This window comes from Nonomuraea endophytica (assembly GCF_014203235.1).
Classification (GTDB): domain Bacteria; phylum Actinomycetota; class Actinomycetes; order Streptosporangiales; family Streptosporangiaceae; genus Nonomuraea; species Nonomuraea endophytica.
Genome location: NZ_JACHIN010000021.1, coordinates 75,301 through 94,902, shown reverse-complemented (window position 1 = coordinate 94,902; position 19,602 = coordinate 75,301). Strand labels below are relative to the sequence as shown.

The 19,602-nt window shown below is 72.3% G+C and carries 17 protein-coding genes; 15 read left to right on the top strand and 2 right to left on the bottom strand.

All coding sequences use genetic code 11. The features are described 5' to 3' along the window. Positions 1–50 precede the first annotated feature (50 nt). Entirely contained in the window at positions 51–746 is a 696-nt protein-coding gene (locus HNR40_RS47785) for a B3/B4 domain-containing protein (protein ID WP_184973878.1), read from the top strand. A gap of 165 nt (positions 747–911) precedes the next feature. Here the strand turns inward: HNR40_RS47785 and HNR40_RS47780 are convergent, their stop codons facing one another. Then, positions 912–1,730, bottom strand: a complete 819-nt coding sequence (locus tag HNR40_RS47780; protein ID WP_184973876.1) for an IclR family transcriptional regulator — start codon at positions 1,728–1,730, stop codon at positions 912–914. Positions 1,731–1,872: 142 nt separating this feature from the next. Here HNR40_RS47780 and HNR40_RS47775 point away from each other — a divergent pair, with 142 nt between their 5' ends. From HNR40_RS47775 to HNR40_RS47740, 8 genes are read left to right on the top strand one after another with little or no spacing between them, the layout of a single operon-like run. Further along, positions 1,873–3,681: a thiamine pyrophosphate-dependent enzyme gene (locus tag HNR40_RS47775; RefSeq protein WP_221341705.1), complete on the top strand. Its 1,809-nt coding sequence runs from the start codon at positions 1,873–1,875 to the stop codon at positions 3,679–3,681. A gap of 35 nt (positions 3,682–3,716) precedes the next feature. Continuing rightward, complete coding sequence (locus tag HNR40_RS47770) at positions 3,717–5,162, top strand: benzaldehyde dehydrogenase (RefSeq protein ID WP_184973874.1); 1,446 nt, start codon at positions 3,717–3,719, stop codon at positions 5,160–5,162. A 9-nt stretch (positions 5,163–5,171) separates the two neighbouring features. Further along, on the top strand, positions 5,172–6,134 hold the full coding sequence (locus HNR40_RS47765) for an ABC transporter permease (protein WP_184973872.1): 963 nt from the start codon (positions 5,172–5,174) through the stop codon (positions 6,132–6,134). A 32-nt stretch (positions 6,135–6,166) separates the two neighbouring features. Beyond that, positions 6,167–7,201: a sugar ABC transporter substrate-binding protein gene (locus tag HNR40_RS47760; RefSeq protein ID WP_184973870.1), complete on the top strand. Its 1,035-nt coding sequence runs from the start codon at positions 6,167–6,169 to the stop codon at positions 7,199–7,201. Between the two features lie 3 nt (positions 7,202–7,204). Continuing rightward, positions 7,205–8,701 (top strand): sugar ABC transporter ATP-binding protein, encoded by a 1,497-nt coding sequence (locus tag HNR40_RS47755; RefSeq protein ID WP_184973868.1) that lies wholly within the window; start codon positions 7,205–7,207, stop codon positions 8,699–8,701. Next, positions 8,694–9,434, top strand: a complete 741-nt coding sequence (locus HNR40_RS47750) for an SDR family NAD(P)-dependent oxidoreductase (RefSeq protein WP_221341704.1) — start codon at positions 8,694–8,696, stop codon at positions 9,432–9,434. Before HNR40_RS47755 ends, HNR40_RS47750 begins: the two co-directional genes overlap by 8 nt. After that, a complete protein-coding gene (locus tag HNR40_RS47745; protein WP_184973864.1) occupies positions 9,431–11,044 on the top strand; it encodes a GMC family oxidoreductase N-terminal domain-containing protein in 1,614 nt (537 codons plus the stop codon). Before HNR40_RS47750 ends, HNR40_RS47745 begins: the two co-directional genes overlap by 4 nt. Positions 11,045–11,051: 7 nt before the next feature. Further along, positions 11,052–11,210, top strand: a complete 159-nt coding sequence (locus HNR40_RS47740; RefSeq protein ID WP_184973862.1) for a hypothetical protein — start codon at positions 11,052–11,054, stop codon at positions 11,208–11,210. Here HNR40_RS47740 and HNR40_RS47735 read toward each other — a convergent pair. Further along, positions 11,207–11,920 carry a hypothetical protein gene (locus tag HNR40_RS47735; RefSeq protein ID WP_184973860.1) on the bottom strand — a complete coding sequence of 238 codons (714 nt, stop codon included), beginning with the start codon at positions 11,918–11,920 and terminating at the stop codon, positions 11,207–11,209. The two genes, HNR40_RS47740 and HNR40_RS47735, sit on opposite strands and share 4 nt — an antisense overlap. A gap of 306 nt (positions 11,921–12,226) precedes the next feature. Here HNR40_RS47735 and HNR40_RS47730 point away from each other — a divergent pair, with 306 nt between their 5' ends. The 6 genes from HNR40_RS47730 (at position 12,227) to HNR40_RS47705 (ending at position 19,572) form a co-directional block, all read left to right on the top strand. Further along, the gene (locus HNR40_RS47730) at positions 12,227–12,517 is read left to right on the top strand and encodes an RNHCP domain-containing protein (RefSeq protein WP_312896802.1); all 291 of its coding nucleotides are present in this window, start codon (positions 12,227–12,229) and stop codon (positions 12,515–12,517) included. Then, positions 12,517–12,879: an RNHCP domain-containing protein gene (locus HNR40_RS47725; protein WP_184973858.1), complete on the top strand. Its 363-nt coding sequence runs from the start codon at positions 12,517–12,519 to the stop codon at positions 12,877–12,879. Before HNR40_RS47730 ends, HNR40_RS47725 begins: the two co-directional genes overlap by 1 nt. Before the next feature lie 80 nt (positions 12,880–12,959). Then, complete coding sequence (locus tag HNR40_RS47720; RefSeq protein ID WP_312896801.1) at positions 12,960–14,684, top strand: ABC transporter ATP-binding protein; 1,725 nt, start codon at positions 12,960–12,962, stop codon at positions 14,682–14,684. Next, positions 14,681–16,459, top strand: coding sequence for an ABC transporter ATP-binding protein (locus tag HNR40_RS47715; protein ID WP_184973855.1), 1,779 nt, complete (start codon positions 14,681–14,683; stop codon positions 16,457–16,459). Before HNR40_RS47720 ends, HNR40_RS47715 begins: the two co-directional genes overlap by 4 nt. 310 nt (positions 16,460–16,769) lie before the next feature. Beyond that, on the top strand, positions 16,770–17,750 hold the full coding sequence (locus tag HNR40_RS47710) for a LacI family DNA-binding transcriptional regulator (protein WP_184973853.1): 981 nt from the start codon (positions 16,770–16,772) through the stop codon (positions 17,748–17,750). A 70-nt stretch (positions 17,751–17,820) separates the two neighbouring features. Continuing rightward, positions 17,821–19,572, top strand: a complete 1,752-nt coding sequence (locus HNR40_RS47705; protein WP_221341703.1) for a glycoside hydrolase family 183 protein — start codon at positions 17,821–17,823, stop codon at positions 19,570–19,572. The last annotated feature ends 30 nt before the right edge of the window (positions 19,573–19,602 follow it).

Genomic DNA, 19,602 nt, shown 5'->3' with positions numbered 1-19,602 from the left:
CCCTGATTGGTCTTGTCGACCGGGGCGGAGGCACGGCAGGCTGATGGGCCATGTACTTCCAGCACTCCGCCGCCATGTGGTCGGCCCACCCCGGCCTGGCCGCCGGCGTCGTCCGCGTTGAGGGCGTCGACGCCACGGCCGAGGTCGGCGAGCAGGTGGCCAGATACAGCGCGATCGCCGCCGAACGGCTGTCCGGGCGGACCGAGTCCGACCTGCCGGAGATCCAGGCCTGGCGGCGGACGTTCGCCGCGATGGGCTTCAAGCCCACCCAGTACCGGTGCGCGTCCGAGGCGTTGCTGCGGCGCTTCAGGAAAGAGGGCGAACTCCCGCGCATCCACCCGCTGATCGACCTGTGCAACGCGATCTCGCTGGCCTTCGCGGTGCCGGTGGCCGCCATCGACCTCGCGCGGGTGACCGGCGACCTGACCGTGCGGCCCGCTGCCGGGGACGAGACCTACGAGACGTTCTCCCAGGAGATGGAGAACCCGGAGCCCGGCGAGGTCGTCTTCGCCGACGCGGCCGGGCGGGCGCACGCGAGGCGGTGGACGAACCGGCAGAGCGGGTATTCGGCGGTGCGGGCCGAGACGTCCACGGTGCTGGTGGTGGCGGAGGCGTTGCACGACACGGCGGCCACGGACGTCGCCAAGCTCACCCAGACGGTCTCCGACGAACTGACCGCCATCTGGCACACCACCCCCACCTCGGCACTCCTCACCGCCACCAACCCCCGCTTCCCCCTCACCTGACCCACCCGATCTCCTGAGCGCGCCTCGACTCCCGGGGCTCCTCAAGGCCTGCCCGAGGCGGGATGCCGCTGGCCCTTTCCGCGCGTCGGGGCAGGGTGCTGCCCGCCTTGGGGTTCCCGGGAAACGGGGTGTCGCGTGGTGGGGCGAGGGGTGCGGGGGAGGGGGTTAGGAGGGGAGACGGCCGTGGAAGCGGGGGGTGCCGGTGGCGTGGAGGTCGGTTTCGATGCGGGCCGCCGTAGCCAGCAAGGACGGCAGGAGGTCGCGGCGGGCCGACTCCGGGGTGGTACGGCTGGCGTGGGTGGAGACGTTGACCGCGGCCACCACCTGGCCGGTCGAGTCGCGGATGGGGGCGGCCAGCGACCGCAGGCCCTCCTCCAGTTCCTGGTCCACCATGGCCCACCCCTGCGCGCGTACCCGATCGAGCTCGGCGCGGAGCTGGATCGGGGAGGTGAGCGTGCGTGAGGTGTGCCGCCGCAGCTCCGCGCGGGTGAAGTAGGCGTCGAGTTCGGCGGGGGGAAGCCAGGCCAGCAGGACCCGGCCCATGGAGGTGACGTGCGCGGGGAAGCGGGTGCCGATGTTGATGGTCACCCGCATGATCCGCGAGGTGGCGACGCGGGCCACGTAGACCACGTCCTCCTGGTCGAGCACGGCCACGGACGCGGACTCGTGCACCTCGGCCACCAGCCGTTCCAGGTGCGGCTGGGCGACCTCGGGCAGCGACATGCTCGACAGGTACGCGTACCCCAGCTCCAGGACCCGCGGCGTGAGCGTGAAGAACCGCCCGTCGGTCCGCACGTAGCCCAGGTCGGCCAGCGTCAGCAGGAACCTGCGGGCCGCCGCCCGGGTCAGTCCGGTGGCTCTGGCCACCTCGGCGAGCGTCAGCGCGGGGTGCTCGGAGTCGAACGCGCGGATCACTGACAGGCCTCTGGCCAGCGATTGCACGTGTTCCGGCGCCCGGTTTTCGGAAGTGTCCCTACTTACCATGAAGTAACTATAGAACGTGTTCGCCATCCGTACATTCGTATGGACAGCGAACAACAATCCATTGACGTGACCCCGATCACCGCCTACCGTCACGGAAACGCACACTGTGCGAACGACTGTGCGGCATACGAACATCGAGGCGATGATGCAGACGGTCCGAGACGCCACCTTTGACGTGCTTCGGCGCTATGCCATGACCACCCTTTTCGCCAACCCGGGTTCCAGCGAGGTGTCCCTGCTCACCGGGCTGCCCGACGACCTGTCGTTCGTGCTCGCGTTGCACGAGGGCTCCGTGGTGGGGATGGCGACCGGCCACGCCATCGCCACCGACCGCCCGGCGCTGGCGATCGTGCACACCACCGCCGGGCTCGGCAACGCCGTCGGCGCCCTGGCCACCGCCCGCGTCAACCGCGCGCCGCTGGTCGTGATCGTCGGCCAGCAGGACCGGCGGCACCTGGCGCTGGAGCCGTTCCTGACCGGCCGTCTCGACGGGCTCGCGGGCGAGTACCCCGTGTGGCGGACACAGCCCGCGCGGGCCCAGGACGTGCCGGGGGCGGTGGCGCGCGCGTGGCACGAGGCGCAGACCGCCCGCGGGCCCGCCCTGGTGGTGGTGCCGATGGACGACTGGCTCAGCGTCATGCCGCCCGACCAGGTCGTGGCCGCCCCCCGCACGCTGCTACGGCCCAGCGCGACCGCCCTGGACGCCGCCATCGAACTGGCCGCGCTCCTGAACGAGTCCGCCACCCCGGTGATCGTCGCCGGGGCCGGGGCCGACCACCCGCGCACCTGGGCCGCCCTGGTCACGCTGGCCGAGCGGCTGGCCTGCCCGGTCTGGCAGGAGTCGTTCGGCGCCAGGGCCGGTTTCCCCCAGAACCACCCGCAGTACGCCGGAGTCCTGCCCCCGGGCCGGGCCCAGCAGCGCACGATCCTGTCGGGCCACGACTTCGTGCTCGCGGTCGGCGCCCCCGTCTTCCGCCACAACCCCTACCAGCCGGGTCACATCGTCACCCCCGGCACCCGGATCGCGGTCGTCACCGACGACCCGTCCGAGGCCCACCGAGCCCCCGCCGACCTGGCCATCCTCGCCTCGCCCGCCACCGTCTGCGAACACCTGCCCACCCACCTCCACCCCCGCCCCACTCCGCCACACAAGACGGCCCCGGGCACCCCGCACCCCCAGCCCGAGCAGGCAGCCGAAGAACCCCACGACACCGGATTCGGTACGCCCGCACCCGGTGACCCGCGCTGGGCCGCCAGCGGGCGACCCGCCGCGGGTGACGGCGGGCCCATGCTGAGCGGCGGCCGGTGGGCGACGGACGAGCCCGCGGAAGGAACCTGGGAGCCCCGCTGGGTGGTGCCCGCCCAGCAGGACCGCGCCGACGCGCACGGCCTGGTGGACCCGGGCGTGGGCGAGCCGCTGCGGGCCGCGCACGTCCTGGCGGCCCTGGCGGTACGGCTCGCGCCCGAGACCATCGTGGTCGAGGAGACCCCGTCCTCCAGGCCGGAGCTCCACCGGCTGCTCCCGGCCAGGCGCCCCCTGGGTTTCGTGTCGGCGGCCATGGGCGGCCTGGGCTTCGCGCTGCCCGCCGCGGTGGGGCTGCGTATGGCGCTCCCCGACCGCCCGGTGGTGGCGGTCGTCGGCGACGGCTCGGCGATCTACGGCATCCAGGCCCTCTGGAGCGCCGCCCGCTACCGGGTGGGCGCCCTGTTCGTGGTGCTGGCCAACGGCAGGTACGCGGTCATGGACCAGCTGGCCGAGGCGGCGGACGCGGGCAAGCCTCCGTGGCCCCCCTTCGAGGAGGTCAGCCTGAGCGGCCTGGCCACCGCGTTCGGCTGCCCGGCCCGCCGCATCACCGGCCACGACGAGCTGCTGGACGTCCTCGACGGCGTCATCCCCAGCCTCCTGGACCGTACTCAGCCGCTGCTCCTCGACATCGCCATAGCCCCCTGACCCAGCGAAGGCCACAACTGCAGGAGGCCCACCCCATGACCCTGCTCGACCCGTCCACCTGGACGGGACGCCTGTTCGGCGGCACCTGGACGCCCGCCGCAGCCACCGCCCCCGTCACCGAGCCCGCCACCGGCGCCCGCCTCGGCACCATCGGCCTGGCCACCCCGGACGACGTCGCGGCCGCCGCCCGGCGCGGCCGGGCCGTACAGCCGGAATGGGCCAGAACGAACTTCGAGGAACGCGCGGCCGTGCTGCGCCGCGCGGGCCTGGCCTTCGAGCAGCACGCGGCGGAACTCCACGAGTGGATCATGCGTGAGTCCGGCTCCATCCGCGGCAAGGCGGGCTTCGAGACCCACATCGCCGCCCAGGAGTGCCACGAGGCCGCCGCGCTGGCCTCCCGGCCGATCGGCGAGATCCTGCCCACGGCCAAGCGGCGGCTGAGCCTGGCCAGGCGGGTGCCGTCGGGCGTGGTCGGGGTGATCGCGCCGTTCAACGCCCCGCTCATCCTGGCCATTCGCTCCGTCGCGCCCGCCCTGGCCCTGGGCAACGCGGTCGTGCTCAAGCCGGACCCGCGCACCGCCGTGTGCGGCGGCGTCTCGATCGCCCGCGTCTTCGAGGACGCGGGCCTGCCCGAGGGACTGCTGCACGTGCTGCCCGGCGGCCCGGACGTGGGACAGGCCCTGGTCGCCGACCCGGACGTCAGGGTGATCTCCTTCACCGGCTCCACGGCGGCGGGCAGAAAGGTGGGCGAGGCGGCGGCCCGCCACCTCAAGCGGGCACACCTGGAGCTCGGCGGCAATTCCGCGCTGATCGTGCTGGACGACGCCGACCTCGACCGGGCCGTCTCCGCCGGTGCCTGGGGCTCCTACTTCCACCAGGGCCAGATCTGCATGACCGCGGGCCGCCACCTCGTCCACACGTCCGTGGCCGCCGAATACGTCGAGAAGCTGGCCGCCAAGGCCGCCGCGCTGCCGGTCGGCGACCCGTTCACCCAGGACGTGGCGCTCGGCCCGCTCATCGACGCCGGACAGCGCGACAAGGTCCACGCGCTCGTCGGCGCGGGTGGCGAGGTGGTCACCGGCGGCACCTACGACGGCCTGTTCTACCGCCCGACGGTGCTGACCGGCCTCACCCCCGACAGCCCCGTCTACACCCAGGAGGTCTTCGGCCCGGTGGCGCCCGTGCTCACCTTCCGCGACGAGGACGAGGCGGTCGCGCTGGCCACCGGCAGCGAGTACGGGCTGTCGCTGTCCATCCTCACCCGCGACGCCATGCGCGGCCTCGACCTGGCCGAACGCATCCCGACCGGCATCGCGCACGTCAACGACCAGACCGTGGACGACGAGGCTGTCGCCCCGTTCGGCGGCGTGGCCCACTCGGGCACCGGATCCCGCTTCGGCGGCGCCGCCGCCAACGTCGAGGCGTTCACCGAGACCCGCTGGATCACCGTCCAGGGCCCGATCGAGACCTACCCGTTCTAGGGAGACGGCGTGAAGCGTGTCCTCGGTGTGGACGAGTTCGGCGTGGTCGTGGTGCTCGTCGTGCTCGTGGTGGCCATCGGGCTGTTCCACCCCGCCTTCCTCGACCGCGCGCAGCTCGTCGACGTGGTACGGCAGGCGTCCTTCGTCGGCGTGCTGGCCTGCGGCATGACGTATTTGCTGGCCATGCGCGAGCTGGACCTCTCGGTCGGATCCACCTACGCGCTCAGCCTCATCGCGGGCAGCATGATGATGCGCTCGGGCGTGAACCCGTGGCTGGCCGCCGTGGCGGCCGTGGCCGTGGGCGGCGTGCTCGGCCTGGTCAACGGGGCGCTGTGCAACACGCTCGGCATCCCGTCGATCATCGCGACGCTGGGCACCCTGTCGGTGTTCCGCGGCCTGGCCCTGGCGCTGAGCGAGGGCCGCCAGGTGGCCGGGCTGCCGCGTGACGACGCCTTCTTCACGGTGGTCGGCGGCGACCTGCTGGGCCTGCCGACCTCGATCTGGGTGCTGGCGGCGGTGGCCGTAGCGCTGACCGTGGTCTTCAAGGCCACGCCGTTCGGTTACCGGGTGCGCGCGATCGGCTCGAACCCCGACGCCGCCCGCTTCTCCGGCATCTCGATCCCGCGTGTACGCCTCCAGGTGCTGGTGCTGTCCGGCGCGCTGGCCGGGGTGGCCGGCGTGCTGACGCTGGGCTTCTTCGCCTCCGGCCAGCCGACCATCGGCCAGGGCTACGAGCTGCAGGCCATCGCCGCCGCGATCATCGGCGGCACCCCGCTGCGCGGCGGTTCCGGCACGGTCTGGGGCTCCGTGCTCGGCACCGTGATCCTCGGGACGGTCGCCAGCGGCCTGGTGTACTTCGGCGTCCCCATCAACTGGAGCCTGTTCGCCACGGGCATCGTCATCCTCCTCGCCGTCGCGCTCGACGCCCTCTTACGCCGCCGCGGCTCCGCCAGCTCTAGGGAGGCACTGTGACAAACACTGTGACAAACACTGTGAGAAACGCTGTGAAACGCGCCCTGATCGCCGTCCTCGTCCTGACCGCCGCCTGCTCCGGCGGCGGCCCGACCTCCTCCGGCGCCCCGAAGATCGGGTTTTCGCTGGCCACCACCGACGCCGACTTCGCCCAGGAGATGGCGGCCGGCGGGCAGTTCGGCGCCGACACCGTCGGCGGCGTCGAACTCCAGATCAGCGCACCCAACTCGGTGGACCCTCCCGCCCAGGTCAAGCTCTTCGGCGACCTCGGCCGTACCGCGCCCGACGGCATCGCGATCGAGGACCTGGCGCCGGAGCTGTTCGTACGGCCGCTGGCCGACCTGGCGGCGCGGAAGATCCGGCTGGTCGGTGTGGACACCGTGCCCGCCCCCGGCAGCAACGTCGGCCTCTACGTCGGCAACGACAACCGGGGCGCGGGCAAGCAGCTCGCGCTCGAAGCCATCAAGCTCCTGCCGCCGGACGCCTCCGGCGAAGTGGTGCTCGGCACGCCGAACCCGGGTGTGCCCGTGCTGGACGAGCGGGCCAACGGCATGAAGGAGGCCTTCGCCGAGAAGCTGCCCGGGGTGAAGGTGCTCGGCCCGTTCGAGACCAAGAACGACCCGGCCGCCAACTTCGAGATCTGGAACGGGCTGGTCAAGGCCCATCCGAAGGCGCTGGCCTTCCTCGGCACCGGTGACCAGGACGCGTACAACCTGGCCAAGGCCAAGCAGACCGCCGGCGGTTCGTACCTGGTGGCCGCCTTCGACCTCGACCCCAAGACGCTGGCCGCGGTCAAGGACGGCACCAGCTTCGCCGCCATGTCGCCCGAGCACTACTTCAAGGGCTACGTGGCGATCCGCATGCTGGCCGAGGCCGCCAAGGCGGGCAAGCCGCTGCCCGAGGGCTGGGTGGACCCCGGCCACCTGCTCGTGACCAAGGACAACGTCGACGAGATCACCGCCAGGCAGGCCTCCGACCAGGCCAAGCGGGAGTGGCTGAAGAGCCGAGCGGACGAGTTCTTCAGCGGTATCCAGGGCAGGCTGCGGCCGATGAGCGAGGCGAAATAGCCCATGTACCTCGCCTCGGGCATCGGCAAGCGCTTCGGCGGCGTGCGCGCCCTCGACGGCGCCCGCATCGAGCTGCGCCCCGGCAGCGTCCACGCGCTCCTCGGCGAGAACGGCGCCGGCAAGTCCACGCTGGTCAAGATCCTGGCCGGCGCCCTGCCGCCCGACGAGGGCGAGCTCCTGCTGAACGGCGCGCCCGTGCGCTTCTCCACCACCCGCGACGCGGTACGGCGGGGCGTCGCCGTCGTCTCCCAGGAGCCCAGCCTCTTCCCCGACCTGGACGTGCTGGCCAACCTGTTCCCCGCCTGCGACCTGCGCCGCGGCGGCCTCCTGCTGGACAGGAAGGCCATGGCGCGCAAGGCCGGACCGGTCCTGGACGAGCTGGAGCTCACCCGCCCGCCCACCACCAGGGTCGGCGAGCTCACCCTCGCCGAACGCCAGCTCGTCGAGATCGCGCGGGCGCTGCTGGAGGATCCCGCGGTGCTCATCCTCGACGAGCCCACCTCGGCGCTCCAGGCCGACGCCGCCGCCCGGTTGCTGCGCATCCTCGCCGCGCTGCGCTCACGGCAGGTCGCCGTCGCCTACGTCTCGCACGTGCTGGAGGAGGTGGTGCGGTTGTGCGACGAGGTCACGGTCCTGCGGGACGGCCGCAACGCGCTGAGCGCCGTCCCGATGGCCGAGCTGACGCTCGAGAAGATCGTGCGCGCCATGGTCGGCGACCGCCCCACCGCCCCCGCCGCCCGTCCCGCCCCTTCTCTCGACGCCGGTACGGCCGGCCTCCGCCTGCGCGGCGTCCACGTGCCCGGCCACCTCGACGGCGTCGACCTGGAGGCGCGGCAGGGCGAGATCGTCGGCCTGGCCGGCATCGCGGGCGCCGGCCAGACCGCCGTCCTGGAGGTCGTCTGCGGCCTGCGCATTCCTTCGGCCGGCACGCTCGCCTACCCCGGAGGCGGTCCACGCCCGCGCGGCCTGCGCCAGGCCATCAGGGCGGGCGTCGCCGTGGTGCCCAGCGACCGCAAGCGCCTCGGCCTCATGCTGGACAAACCCCTCTGGGAGAACATCGCCCAGGTGCGGACCGTCGCGCTGGGCCGTACCGGGGCATGGGTGCGCGCGAAGGACCTGCGCGAGCGCGCGGCCGCGGCCACCGCGCGGCTGCGGATCCGGGCGAGCGGCCCCGACCAGCTCGCCGGGCGGCTGTCCGGCGGCAACCAGCAGAAGGTCGTCTTCGCCAAGTGGCTGGAGGCCGCGCCCGGCGTCGTCCTGCTCGACGACCCCACCCGCGGCGTCGACGTCGCGGCGAAGGCCGAGATGCACGCCATCGTGCGGGAACTGGCCGCGGAGGGCCGGGTCGTGCTGCTCACCTCCACCGACCCGGCCGAGCTGGCCCAGGTCTGCGACCGGGTGCTGGTCTTCCGCAAGGGCCGCGTCGCCGCCGAACTGGCCGGCGAGCGGCTGACCGACCACGAGATCCTCCACCTCGCCCATGGAGCCAACAGTGAGTGATCGTCTCGCCGGACGTACCGCGGTGGTGACCGGCTCGGCCGGCGGGCTCGGCCGGGAGTTCGCCGCCGCGCTGGCCGCCGCCGGGGCGCGGGTCGCCGGGTTCGACGTCGCGTCCCAGAGCGGGACCGCCCGGCGGATCGGCGCCGCGTTCCTGCCCGTCACCGTCGACGTGACCGAACCGTCGCAGGTCGCGCGGGCGATGGCGCTGGTCGCCGCCGAGGCGGGCGGGCCGCACATCGTGGTCAACAACGCCGGGGTCTACCCGCCCATCCCGTTCGAGAAGACGACGCTGGACGACCTGCGGCGGATCCTCCGGATCAACGTCGAAGGGCCTTTCACGGTGACGCAGGCGGCGCTGCCGTACCTGCGCGAGGCCGGTTGGGGGCGGGTCGTCAGCATCGCCTCCGGCGCCGTGTTCGTCGGCCCGCCCGACCTCGTCGCCTACACCGCCTCCAAGGCCGCGCTCATCGGCATGACCCGCTCACTCGCCACCCTGCTCGGACCCGAGAACATCACAGCCAACGTCATCGCCCCCGGCCTGACCAGGACCGAGACCGCAACGCGCAGCACCGGCGCGGACGGCGGGTTCGAGCGCGTGGCGGCCACGCAGCGGGTGCCCCGGGTGGCCGAGCCCGGCGATCTGGTGTCGACGCTGCTCTATGTGTGCGATCCGGGCAGCGGGTTCCTCACCGGGCAGACCCTCAACGTCGACGGAGGGGCAGCCTTCCTGTGAACGTCTTCGACCGGCTCGTGCCGGGATCGGCGGACATCGGCGTCACCGAGTACGCCGCCAGGACCGACCCGCCCGGCCTCGCCGCCGCGCTGGCCTCACTGGAGCGCGCCGACCTCGCCGGGCAGGTGGGCAGTCCCGCCTTCGATCTGGTGCGGGCGATCGCGGTCGAGGCCTACTACGGGGACTACTCCGCCCCCGGACACACCGGGCCCACCGGGCATGAGGCGATCGGGTTCCGGCCGCCGCAGGGGGCGCGGCTGCGTAAGGACTGGGACTTCCTGGACGAGCGGCGGGAGCCGTACCGGGGAGACGACACGGCGGATGTGATCGTCGTCGGGTCGGGCGCGGGCGGCGGGCTGATCGCGGCCGAGCTCGGCCGCGCCGGGCTGGACGTGCTGGTGCTTGAGGCCGGTGAGTTGCGCGGCGCCGCGGACCACACCCGCTTCGAGCTGCGCGCCAACCATCGGCTGTGGTGGCCCGCGAGGTTCGCCGACGTCGAGGGCGAGCGCCCCCTCGCCCTGCTGGCCGGGCGCTGCGTCGGCGGCACCACCGTGATCAACACCAAGGTCGCGCTGCGGGCGCCCGCGACCGAGCTCCCCTTCGACCTCACGCCCTACTACGAGCGGGTCGAGGCCGCGCTCGGCGTGCGGGTCCGCGCCGACTGGCCGCCCAGCGTCCACCGGGTACGGCCCGGCTTCCAGGCACTCGGCACCGACCTGACCCCCGTCGAGTCCTACACCGACTACAACTGCAGCCGATGCGGCTCCTGCCTGCAAGGCTGCCCGACCAACTCCGGCCGCAACACCCTCAACACGTGGCTCGCCCCCGCCCTGGCCCGCGGCGAGATCCGCCTGGCCACCGGCGCCGAGGTGGACCGGGTCCTCATCGAGAACGGCAAGGTCACCGGCGTCGTCCACGCGGGCGGCGTCGCCCGCGCGCCCGTCGTCGTCCTGGCCGCCGGAGCGCTCAACACCCCGCAGATCCTGCAGCGCAGCCCCGGCTTCCCCGCCCTGCCCGGCACGCTCGGCCTGCACCCGGCCCGGCTCGTCTACGGCCTGTTCGACGAGCCGCAGGACTGCCACATGGTCTACCCGATCACCGCGCACTGCCTCGACTACCAGGAGGACTTCGTCGTCGAAGGCACCACCATCCAGGACCCGGTGGCCTTCGCCATGAGCCTCGTGGACGCCTCCGGCCTGCCGCTGTGGGGCGAGGCGCTGGCCGAGACCGTGCGCGCGTACCGCCACTGGGCCGGGCTGCTCGTCATGGCCAACGACCTCAACACCGCCACGGCCGGGCCCGGCGACGTCTTCCGCAAACGCTTCGCCCCCGTGGAACGCCGCCGCCTCGCCGACGGCCTGGCCTTCGCCGTCGAGGCCCTGGCCGCCGCCGGAGCCCGGCGCGTCGTGTGGACCGGCCTGACCACCTCCCACGTACAGGGCAGCGTCCCCATGGGCGGCGCCGTCGACCTCGACGGCGCCGCGATCGGCGTCACCGGCCTGTACGTCGGCGACGCCTCCCTGATCCCCGTCTCCCTCTCGGTCAACCCGTCGCTCACCGTCATGGCCCTGGCCACCAGAGTCGCCGACGCCATCCGGTCCGCCCGATAATCAGCACATGACGCCCACTCCGACGCTGCCGATCGTCATCGCGGTCATCGCGATCGTCCTGGCCTTCCTGGTCACCTCGCCGCTGCTGATCGCCAGCCTGTGCGTGCTCGGCCTGATCTGCCTCGCCTGGTGGTTCATCCTCGACCGCCGCAACCGCCGAGGCTAGCGCCGCGACCCCACCCGCACGCCCATCCCCACCCCCGCCAGCACCACGAGCCCGGCCAACACCACGATCCGCCCATCCGGCCCGGCCTCACCACCGCCGCCCGTGTCGGCCCCGCCGACGGGCGTCTTCACCTCATCCACCGGCTCATCGGTCCGGGCGTCATCGGGCCGCTCGGTCTCGGCGTCTACGGGGGCCGTCCCTTCCACGGTGAGCGGGTAGTCCGAGCCGGTCCCGCGGTCCTTCACTTCGCACTCGATCGCCCGCGCACTGGGTGAGGTGCCGAAGTTGAAGGAGGCCGGGTGCACCGATCCGCTGCCCGGCTGCTTGGGGGTCGTCTTGAGCTCGACGACGCTCTCGGGTAACGGGAGTGGCACCCCGGCGGCGATCGCGGGCAGCGTGGCCACTCCGGTGGCCGACGTCAACCTGTCGATCTTGCTGATGCCCGCGTAGACGTACAGCTTGAGCCTGGGCACAGGTGCGATCAGCTCGCCGCCCCCGACGTACGAGCCGCGCCAGCCGATCGTCATCTGCTCGTCCACCTTCGCGGTGGGTGGCACGGTCAGCTCCACGTTCACCCGGATCTCCTGGGTCTGCCCGGTAGAGGTCGTGGTGCACGTGTACGTCACCACCCCGGCGCTCTCGCCGCTCATGGGGAAGCCGGACGAGACGGCGAGCAGTGCGACGGCGGGGACGAGCAGGTGGACGCGCATGGTGCCCCCTCGGGGTGGGTGAGACAGAAGAGAGGACGGGGGAGAGGCGGGTTCGGTTGGCCGGGAAGGAAAATCGGTGGTTGGGGTTGGTGGGGCGCTGGTAGCGTCGCGAATGTCCGTGATGGTGAATCAACCGGGCCGCCGTGCCCCAGGAAGCAGTGATGTATGCCCCGGTCCGCGCCGAGCGCGCCTACCGTGTCTCGGGCTTTCATGCTGTCCCGGGGCTGCCGCATCGCATGCTGAGCTAGGCGGCTCGGCGCTTCCTTGCTGTCGTTCCACGGTTTCTCGGCAAGGAGCACCTCCAACGTGTCCGAACACTTTTCCTGTCCGGGGTGCGGGGTCACCTCGGACGACCGGCGTCAACACTGTCCCGAATGCCTGACGGCCGTACACGAGATCGACGGGGCCCGCATGGCGCCCATCGCGGTCGCCGTGCCGTCCGAAGGCGACTGGGTGGTCGTGCACCGGTGCGAGCTGTGTGGACAGCTCGTCTCATCGCCCGCGCGCGGCGACGACAACGTCCTCATCCTCATGCGGATGGCCGTACGCCCGCTGGCGTCGCCGCCGTTCCCGTTCGAGCCGTTCGGGAGGCTGTGATGCGCGGACGTACCAGGCGGCCGCAGCGGCGTAAGGAGCCGCGGGTGGCGACGTTCCGGTGCGCCTCGTGCCGGATGGACGTGTCCATGCACGCGCCGGGCACCGCGCACCGCAACCACTGCCCGTCCTGCCTCGGCAGCCTTCACCTCGACCGGCGGGTGCCGGGCGACCGTGACGCCGGGTGCGGCGGGCGGATGGAGGCGCTGGGCGTGACCGTACGCGACGACGGCGAGTGGCTGCTGATCCACGAATGCCGCCGGTGCGGCGTGCTCAGCGCCAACCGCATCGCCGGCGACGACAACGCGCTGGCTCTCCTGCGGCTGGCCATGCGGCCGCTGTCGGGGAGCCGGCTGACCATCTGAGCGGCCGCTACGCCCGGGGCGGAACCGCTTCCTCACCCCACGCGCGCCTCCCTACAGTCGATCGTGAAGGGAGGCGCGACGTGGCACTCTGGCGGCTGCTGGCCGGGCACCTGCGCCCGCGGCGCCGCGCCGTGGCCGCCGTCGTCCTCTTGCAGGTGGCGCAGACGGCCGCACTGCTCTACCTGCCCACGCTCAACGCTGTGATCATCGACGACGGCGTGTTCGCCGGTGACACGGGGCTGATCCTGCGGCTGGGCGCGGTCATGGCGGGCGTGTCCCTGGTGCAGGGCGCTGCCACGCTCGCCGCCGTCCATCTGAGCGCGCGTACGGCCATGGGGGTGGGCCGTGACCTTCGGGAGGCGGTTTACCTGCATGTCGGGCGGCTGTCCGGGCAGGAGGTGGGCGCGCTCGGCGTACCCTCGCTGATCACCCGCACCACCAACGACGTGCAGCAGATCCAGACGTTCGCGCTGTCGCTGCTCACGGCGATCGTCGCGGCCCCGGTCATGGCCGTGGGCGGGATCGTGATGGCCGTTCTGCAGGACGTCGCGCTGTCGTGGCTGCTGGTCGCGCTCGTGCCGGTTCTCGGCGTCGTCACGGCGGTGCTGGTCGGCAGGATGCGGCCGTTGTCGCGGGCCGTACAGGAGCGCGTCGACGCCGTGAACCGGGTGCTCAGGGAGCAGATCGCGGGCGTCCGGGTGACCCGCGCGTTCGTCAGGCAGGACGCCGAGCGAGCGCGCTTCGGGCGGGCCAACGCGGAGCTGACCGACGTCTCGACCCGCCTGGGCTACACGTCGGTCGCGCTGATGCCGCTGGTCGTCAACCTGGTCAACGTCTGCGGCGTCTTCGTGATCTGGGCGGGCGCTCAGCGGGTCGGCGGCGGCGGTCTGGGCGTCGGCGAGCTGACCGTGTTCCTCACCTACCTGGCCATGATCCAGACGGCCGTGCTCACCGCCGCGTTCGTCATCATGAACCTGCCCAGAGCCGAGGTCTGCGCCGTCCGCGTCGCCGAGGTGCTGGACACCGAGCCCAGCCTGGCGCCGCCCGCGCGCCCGGTCCGCCGGATGCGCGCCCCAGGACGCGTCGAGCTGCGCGGCGTGCGCTTCCGCTACCCGGGCGCCGAGGACGACGTGCTCCACGGCGTCGACCTGGTCGGCCGCCCCGGCACGACGACGGCGATCGTCGGCTCCACCGGCAGCGGCAAGAGCACGCTGCTCGGCCTGATCCGCCGCCTGTCCGACCCCACGGAGGGCACGGTGCTCTTCGGCGGCGAGGACGCCACCACCCTCGACCCCGACCTCCTCGCCCGGTCGGCGAGCATGGTCGAGCAGCGCCCGCACCTGTTCTCCGGCACCGTGGCCACCAATCTGCGCCTCGGCCACGCGCGCGCCACCGACGACGAGCTCTGGCACGCCCTCGGCATCGCCCAGGCCCGCGACTTCGTGCCGGACCTCGACGCGCCCGTCGCCCAGGGCGGCGCCAACCTCTCCGGCGGCCAGCGCCAGCGGCTGTCCCTGGCCCGCGCGCTGGTCCGCCGCACCCCGGTGTATCTGCTCGACGACCCCTTCTCCGCCCTCGACCACACCACCGAGTCGCGGGTACGGCAGGCCGTCGCCGCCGAGACCGCCGACGCCACCGTCATCGTCGTCGCCCAGCGCGTGCGCGCCATCCTCGACGCCGACCACATCGTGGTCCTCGACGAGGGCCGCGTCGCGGGCGCGGGCACCCACGAAGAACTCGTCCGCGACAGCCCCGTCTACCGGGAGATCGTCCGTTCTCAGCTCGGCGAGGAACTGGTCGGATGAGCTTCGGCAAGACGGCCTGGCGCCTGCTGACGCTTCTGCGGCCGTTGCGCCCGTTGTGGGGGGTTGGGGTGCTCGGCCTGGCCAGCATCGTCCTCAACGTCACCGGCCCGCTGCTGCTCGGCCGCGCCACCGACCTGGTCGTCACGGGCGCGATCACCCGGCCGGAGCAGGGGATCGACGGCCGCGCCCTGTCCCTCACGCTGCTGAGCGCGCTCGCGGTCTATGCCGGTTCGGCCACGTTCTGGATACTCCAGCGGCGCTACACCACCCGGCTCGTCCAGGGCGTCATCTTCCACCTGCGCCGGGAGGTCGAGGAGAAGCTCGGGCGGCTGCCGGTGCCCTACTTCGACCGGCAGCCGAGGGGGGAGGTGCTGAGCCGTACCACCAACGACGTCGACAACCTCGCGCAGAGCATGCAGCAGAGCATCGGCCAGATCACCAACTCCACGTTCCTGATCGCGGGGACGCTGGGGATGATGTTCTGGATCTCGCCGCTGCTGGCGGCGGTGGCGCTGGTGACCGTGCCGCTGTCGGTCCAGCTCACGCGGGTGGCGGGGCGGCGGGCGCAGGTGGAGTTCGCGCGGCAGTGGCAGGCCACGGGCGAGCTGAACGCGCACGTCGAGGAGGCCTACACCGGCCACACCCTGATCACCGCCTACGGCCGAGGCGAGGAGTCGGCCGAGTCCTTCCGCGAACACAACACCCGCCTCTACCACTCCTCGGCCCGCGCCCAGTTCGTCAGCGGCATCATCGGCCCCGCGACCGGACTCGCCGGGAACCTCGGCTACGTGCTCGTCGCGGTCGTCGGCGGCCTGCAACTGGCCGCCGGAGGGCTGACGGTGGGGGCCGTGCAGGCGTTCATCCAGTACTCGCGCGAGTTCGGCGGGCCGCTGACCGCGCTGGCCGGGCTGGCGGGGGTGATCCAGTCGGGGGTGGCGTCGGGCGCGCGGGTCCTCGACCTCCTCGACGCCGAGGAAGAGCCCCCGGACCCGCCCGGGACGGCCGCGCCGACGCGCGGCCGCGTCGTCTTCGACACAGTCTCCTTCTCGTACGGCCCCGCCACCCCCAACCCGTCCAGGCCGGCCGTTCGCGAGCCCGAGCGGGTGATCCGGGACCTTTCGCTGGTCGTCGAGCCGGGCAGCACCGTGGCGGTCGTCGGCCCGACAGGCGCGGGCAAGACCACCCTGGTCAACCTGCTGATGCGGTTCTACGACGTGACGGACGGCCGTATCACCGTCGACGGGGTGGACATCCGCGACACGAGGCGCGACACGCTACGCGCGGCGACCGGCATGGTCCCCCAGGACAACTGGCTGTTCGGCGGCACCATCCGCGACAACATCGCCTACGGCCGCACCGGCGCGACGGCCGCCGACGTCGAGGCCGCAGCCCGAGCCGCCCACGCCGACCACTTCATCCGCACCCTCTCCCACGGCTACGACACCGTCATCGACCAGGACGGCGGCGCCCTGAGCGCGGGAGAACGCCAGCTGATCACCATAGCCAGGGCCGTCCTCGCCGACCCGGTCATCCTCGTCCTGGACGAGGCCACGAGCTCGGTCGACACCCGTACCGAACTCCTCATCCAGCAGGCGCTGACCCGAGCCCGCCGCAACCGCACCAGCTTCGTCATCGCCCACCGCCTGAGCACGATCCGCCAGGCCGACCTGATCCTGATGCTGCAGGACGGCACCATCACCGAACAGGGCACCCACGAGGAACTCCTCGCCGCCAACGGCCCCTACGCCGCCCTCCACACCCACCCCACCCCATAACCCCCAAGCCCGGCAGTCCCCGGGCACTGCCCCGGCGTCCCGACGTGACAACCCCCGGCCATCCGGTCAAGCGCTCGTCCCCCTGCTGCCATGGCGCCCCGGGCCTCCGCGTTCTTGGGTCTCGGCGTCCGTCGCACCTCCAAGCCGCCGTGGCTCGGACGTGCGCGGTTGTCGGCAGCTGCGCACGCGGGCACGCGGGCTTGAGGGCGTGCGGGCTTGTGGGCAGTTGCGCATGCGGGTCTGCAGGCGGGTGGGGCGGTGGGCGTGGGAGACTCGGGGGAAATCGATTTCCAGGCGGACTGGAGGTGCGGTGGCGCAGATCACGATCAAGGATGTGGCCGGTCGGGCCGGGGTTTCTCCGGCCACGGTGTCGCGGGTGCTCAACCACGGGCCCACGGTGGCCGAAGAGCTGCGGGAGCGGGTGCTGGCGGCGGTCCGGGAGCTGGGGTATCGGCCGAGTTCGCAGGCCAGGTTCCTGCGCACCCGTGCCACCACCTTACTCGGGCTGATCATCTCGGACATCACGAACCCGTTCTTCACCTCGATGGTGCGCGGCGCGGAGGATGCCGCGAGCAAGGCGGGGTACTCGGTGATGCTGGCCAACACCGACGAGGACCTGGAGAAGGAGCAGCGCTACATCGAGGTGGCCGCCGCCGAGAACATGGCCGGGGTGATCCTGTCACCGGCCTCCGCGACCCGTACCTCGATCTCGCTGCTCGCCGAACGCGGCATCCCGGTCGTCACCGTCGATCGGCGGCTGCAGACGGCCAAAGTCGACCGGGTCGGGGTCAACAACGTCAAAGCAGCCCAGGACGCGGTGCTGCGGCTGGTGGATCAGGGGTGCCGTCGGATCGGGTTCATCGCGGGGCCGACCGAGGTGACGACCGCCGTGGACCGGCTGGCCGGGTACCGGCACGGGCTGCGGGCCGCCGGGCTGGCCTACCGTCGCGAGCTGGTGGTGCGGGGGGACTACCGCATCGAGGGCGGCCGCGCCGCCGCCGCCGACCTGCTGCGTCTCAAACCCCGGCCGGACGCGCTGTTCGTGTCGAACAACCTGATGGCGCTCGGCGCGGCGACCGCTCTGCGGGAGTACGGCCTGCGCTATCCGGAGGACATCACGCTGGCGGTGTTCGACGACATGCGGTGGGCGCTGGGGCTGAGTGACGCGATGACGCTGATCTCGCAGCCCACGTACGAGATGGGGCGGCTGGCGGTGGAGCTGTTGTTGCGCCGCGTGTCGGGGGAGGGGTTCCCGCCTCGGCACGTGGTGCTGTCTGCCGTACTGGTGTGACAGAGTTCTTGACGGCGTCGCCGGGCCGCTTGACAATGCGGGAAATCGATTTCCCAAGGAGGCTGGGCACATGGAGACACGCCTACATACCTGGACGGTCGCCGGCACCCTGCTCGCCCTGATCTTCACCACCACCCCCCACGCCGCATCGGAGACGCGGGAAGGGGCCTCACCCGGACCCCGGCAAGCGGTGCCGAGCTGGGAAGGCGCCCCAGCGGGACACCCGGAGGAGCGGGGGAAGGCCTCGCCGGGAGGACGGCACGCGGGTTCGGCGGCCTGGGACGAGGCGGGTCGCCGGGTCGGGCGTGGGGAGGCGGTGCCGGGAGGGTGGGGCTCGCAGGCGGTGGCGAGTGGGGGAGAGAGGCGGGTGGTTGGGGGCGACGCGATGCGGGGGGTGGGGCGGTCGGCGGCCGTTGTGGTGGGGAAGGTGACGGGGGCGGGGTCGGTTTCGGGGACGGACCTGGCTTGGAAGGTCAATGCCACTGATCTTGGCGTCATGTGGGACAACGGGGCGGGGGAGGTGCTGGCCGCGTTCGGGGACACGTTCGGTGATGGGTGGGCGCCGCCGGGGGCGAACGGGGGTGACTGGCGTAGTCAGGTGCTTCTGCGGAGCAACGACCGTGATCTGGCTGACGGGATGGCCTTCAGCAGTGCGGCCACCGATCGGGCGGGGCATGCCAAGGAGCTGATCCCCAGCAGGAAGGTCGACGGTGACGAGATCACCGTCATCCCCACGGCCGGGGTGTCGGTGGGGACGCGGCAGTACATGGGGTACATGTCAGTACGCCACTGGGGCCAGCCCGGCCAATGGGACACCAACTACGCCGGCATCGCCTACTCCGACGACAACGGCCAGAACTGGACGGCGACCACCCCGGGCACCCCCCGCTGGGACAACCCGACCGGCGCCAACCACTTCCAGATGGCGGCCATGGTCCGCCGAGACGGATATGTCCACCTGTTCGCCACCCCCAACGGCCGAAGCGGCGCCGCCTACCTGGCCCGGGTCCCCGAGCGCCAGATCCTCGACAAGGCCGCCTACCAATACTGGACCGGCTCCCAGTGGCAGCAGGGCCAGGACGCCCTGGCCGCCCCGGTGGTGAACGCACCCGTGGCCGAGCTGTCGGTGCAGTTCAACGCGTACACCGGCAAGTGGCTGATGACCTACCTGCAGGGCAGCGACGTGGTCCTGCGCTCGGCGGCGGCCCCGACGGGACCGTGGAGCGCCCCGGCGCTCATCGCGAGCTCCGCCGACTACCCCGGCCTGTACGGCGGCTTCATGCACCCCTGGTCACAAGGCCAGGACCTCTACCTGACCCTGTCGGAGTGGACGCCGTACAACGTCTACCTCATAAGGATCACCCTGACCAGGGACGCCGCCATCACCAACGCCAACCTGGTCCGCGATCCGAGCTTCGAACGCCAGACCACCGGCACGGTCGCCACCCCGTGGGCCTGCCACGGCAACTGCGGCATCGACAACGGCACCTGGTCCTTCACCGCCGACAGGAATGCCTTCGCCCGCTACAACCGGGGCTGGCATGACCTGTATCAGACGGTGTCGGTCGCGCCGAACACCCGCTATGTCCTGACCGGCTGGCTGCGCACCTCGGGCAACAACGACAACGGCTTCTTCGGCGTCAGGGACCCGGGCGGCCCGCCGTTCAGCGAGACGAACTTCCGCGCGGTGGGTCAGTGGACCCGGCACCAGGTCGCGTTCGACAGCGGCCCGCGCACCTCGGTGGAGGTGTTCGCCGGGATCTGGACCGACAACGGCGACATGTGGCTCCAGTTCGACGACGTCTCGCTGGTCCGCGGCTGAGAAATCGATTCCTCCGACAAAACCCCAGCA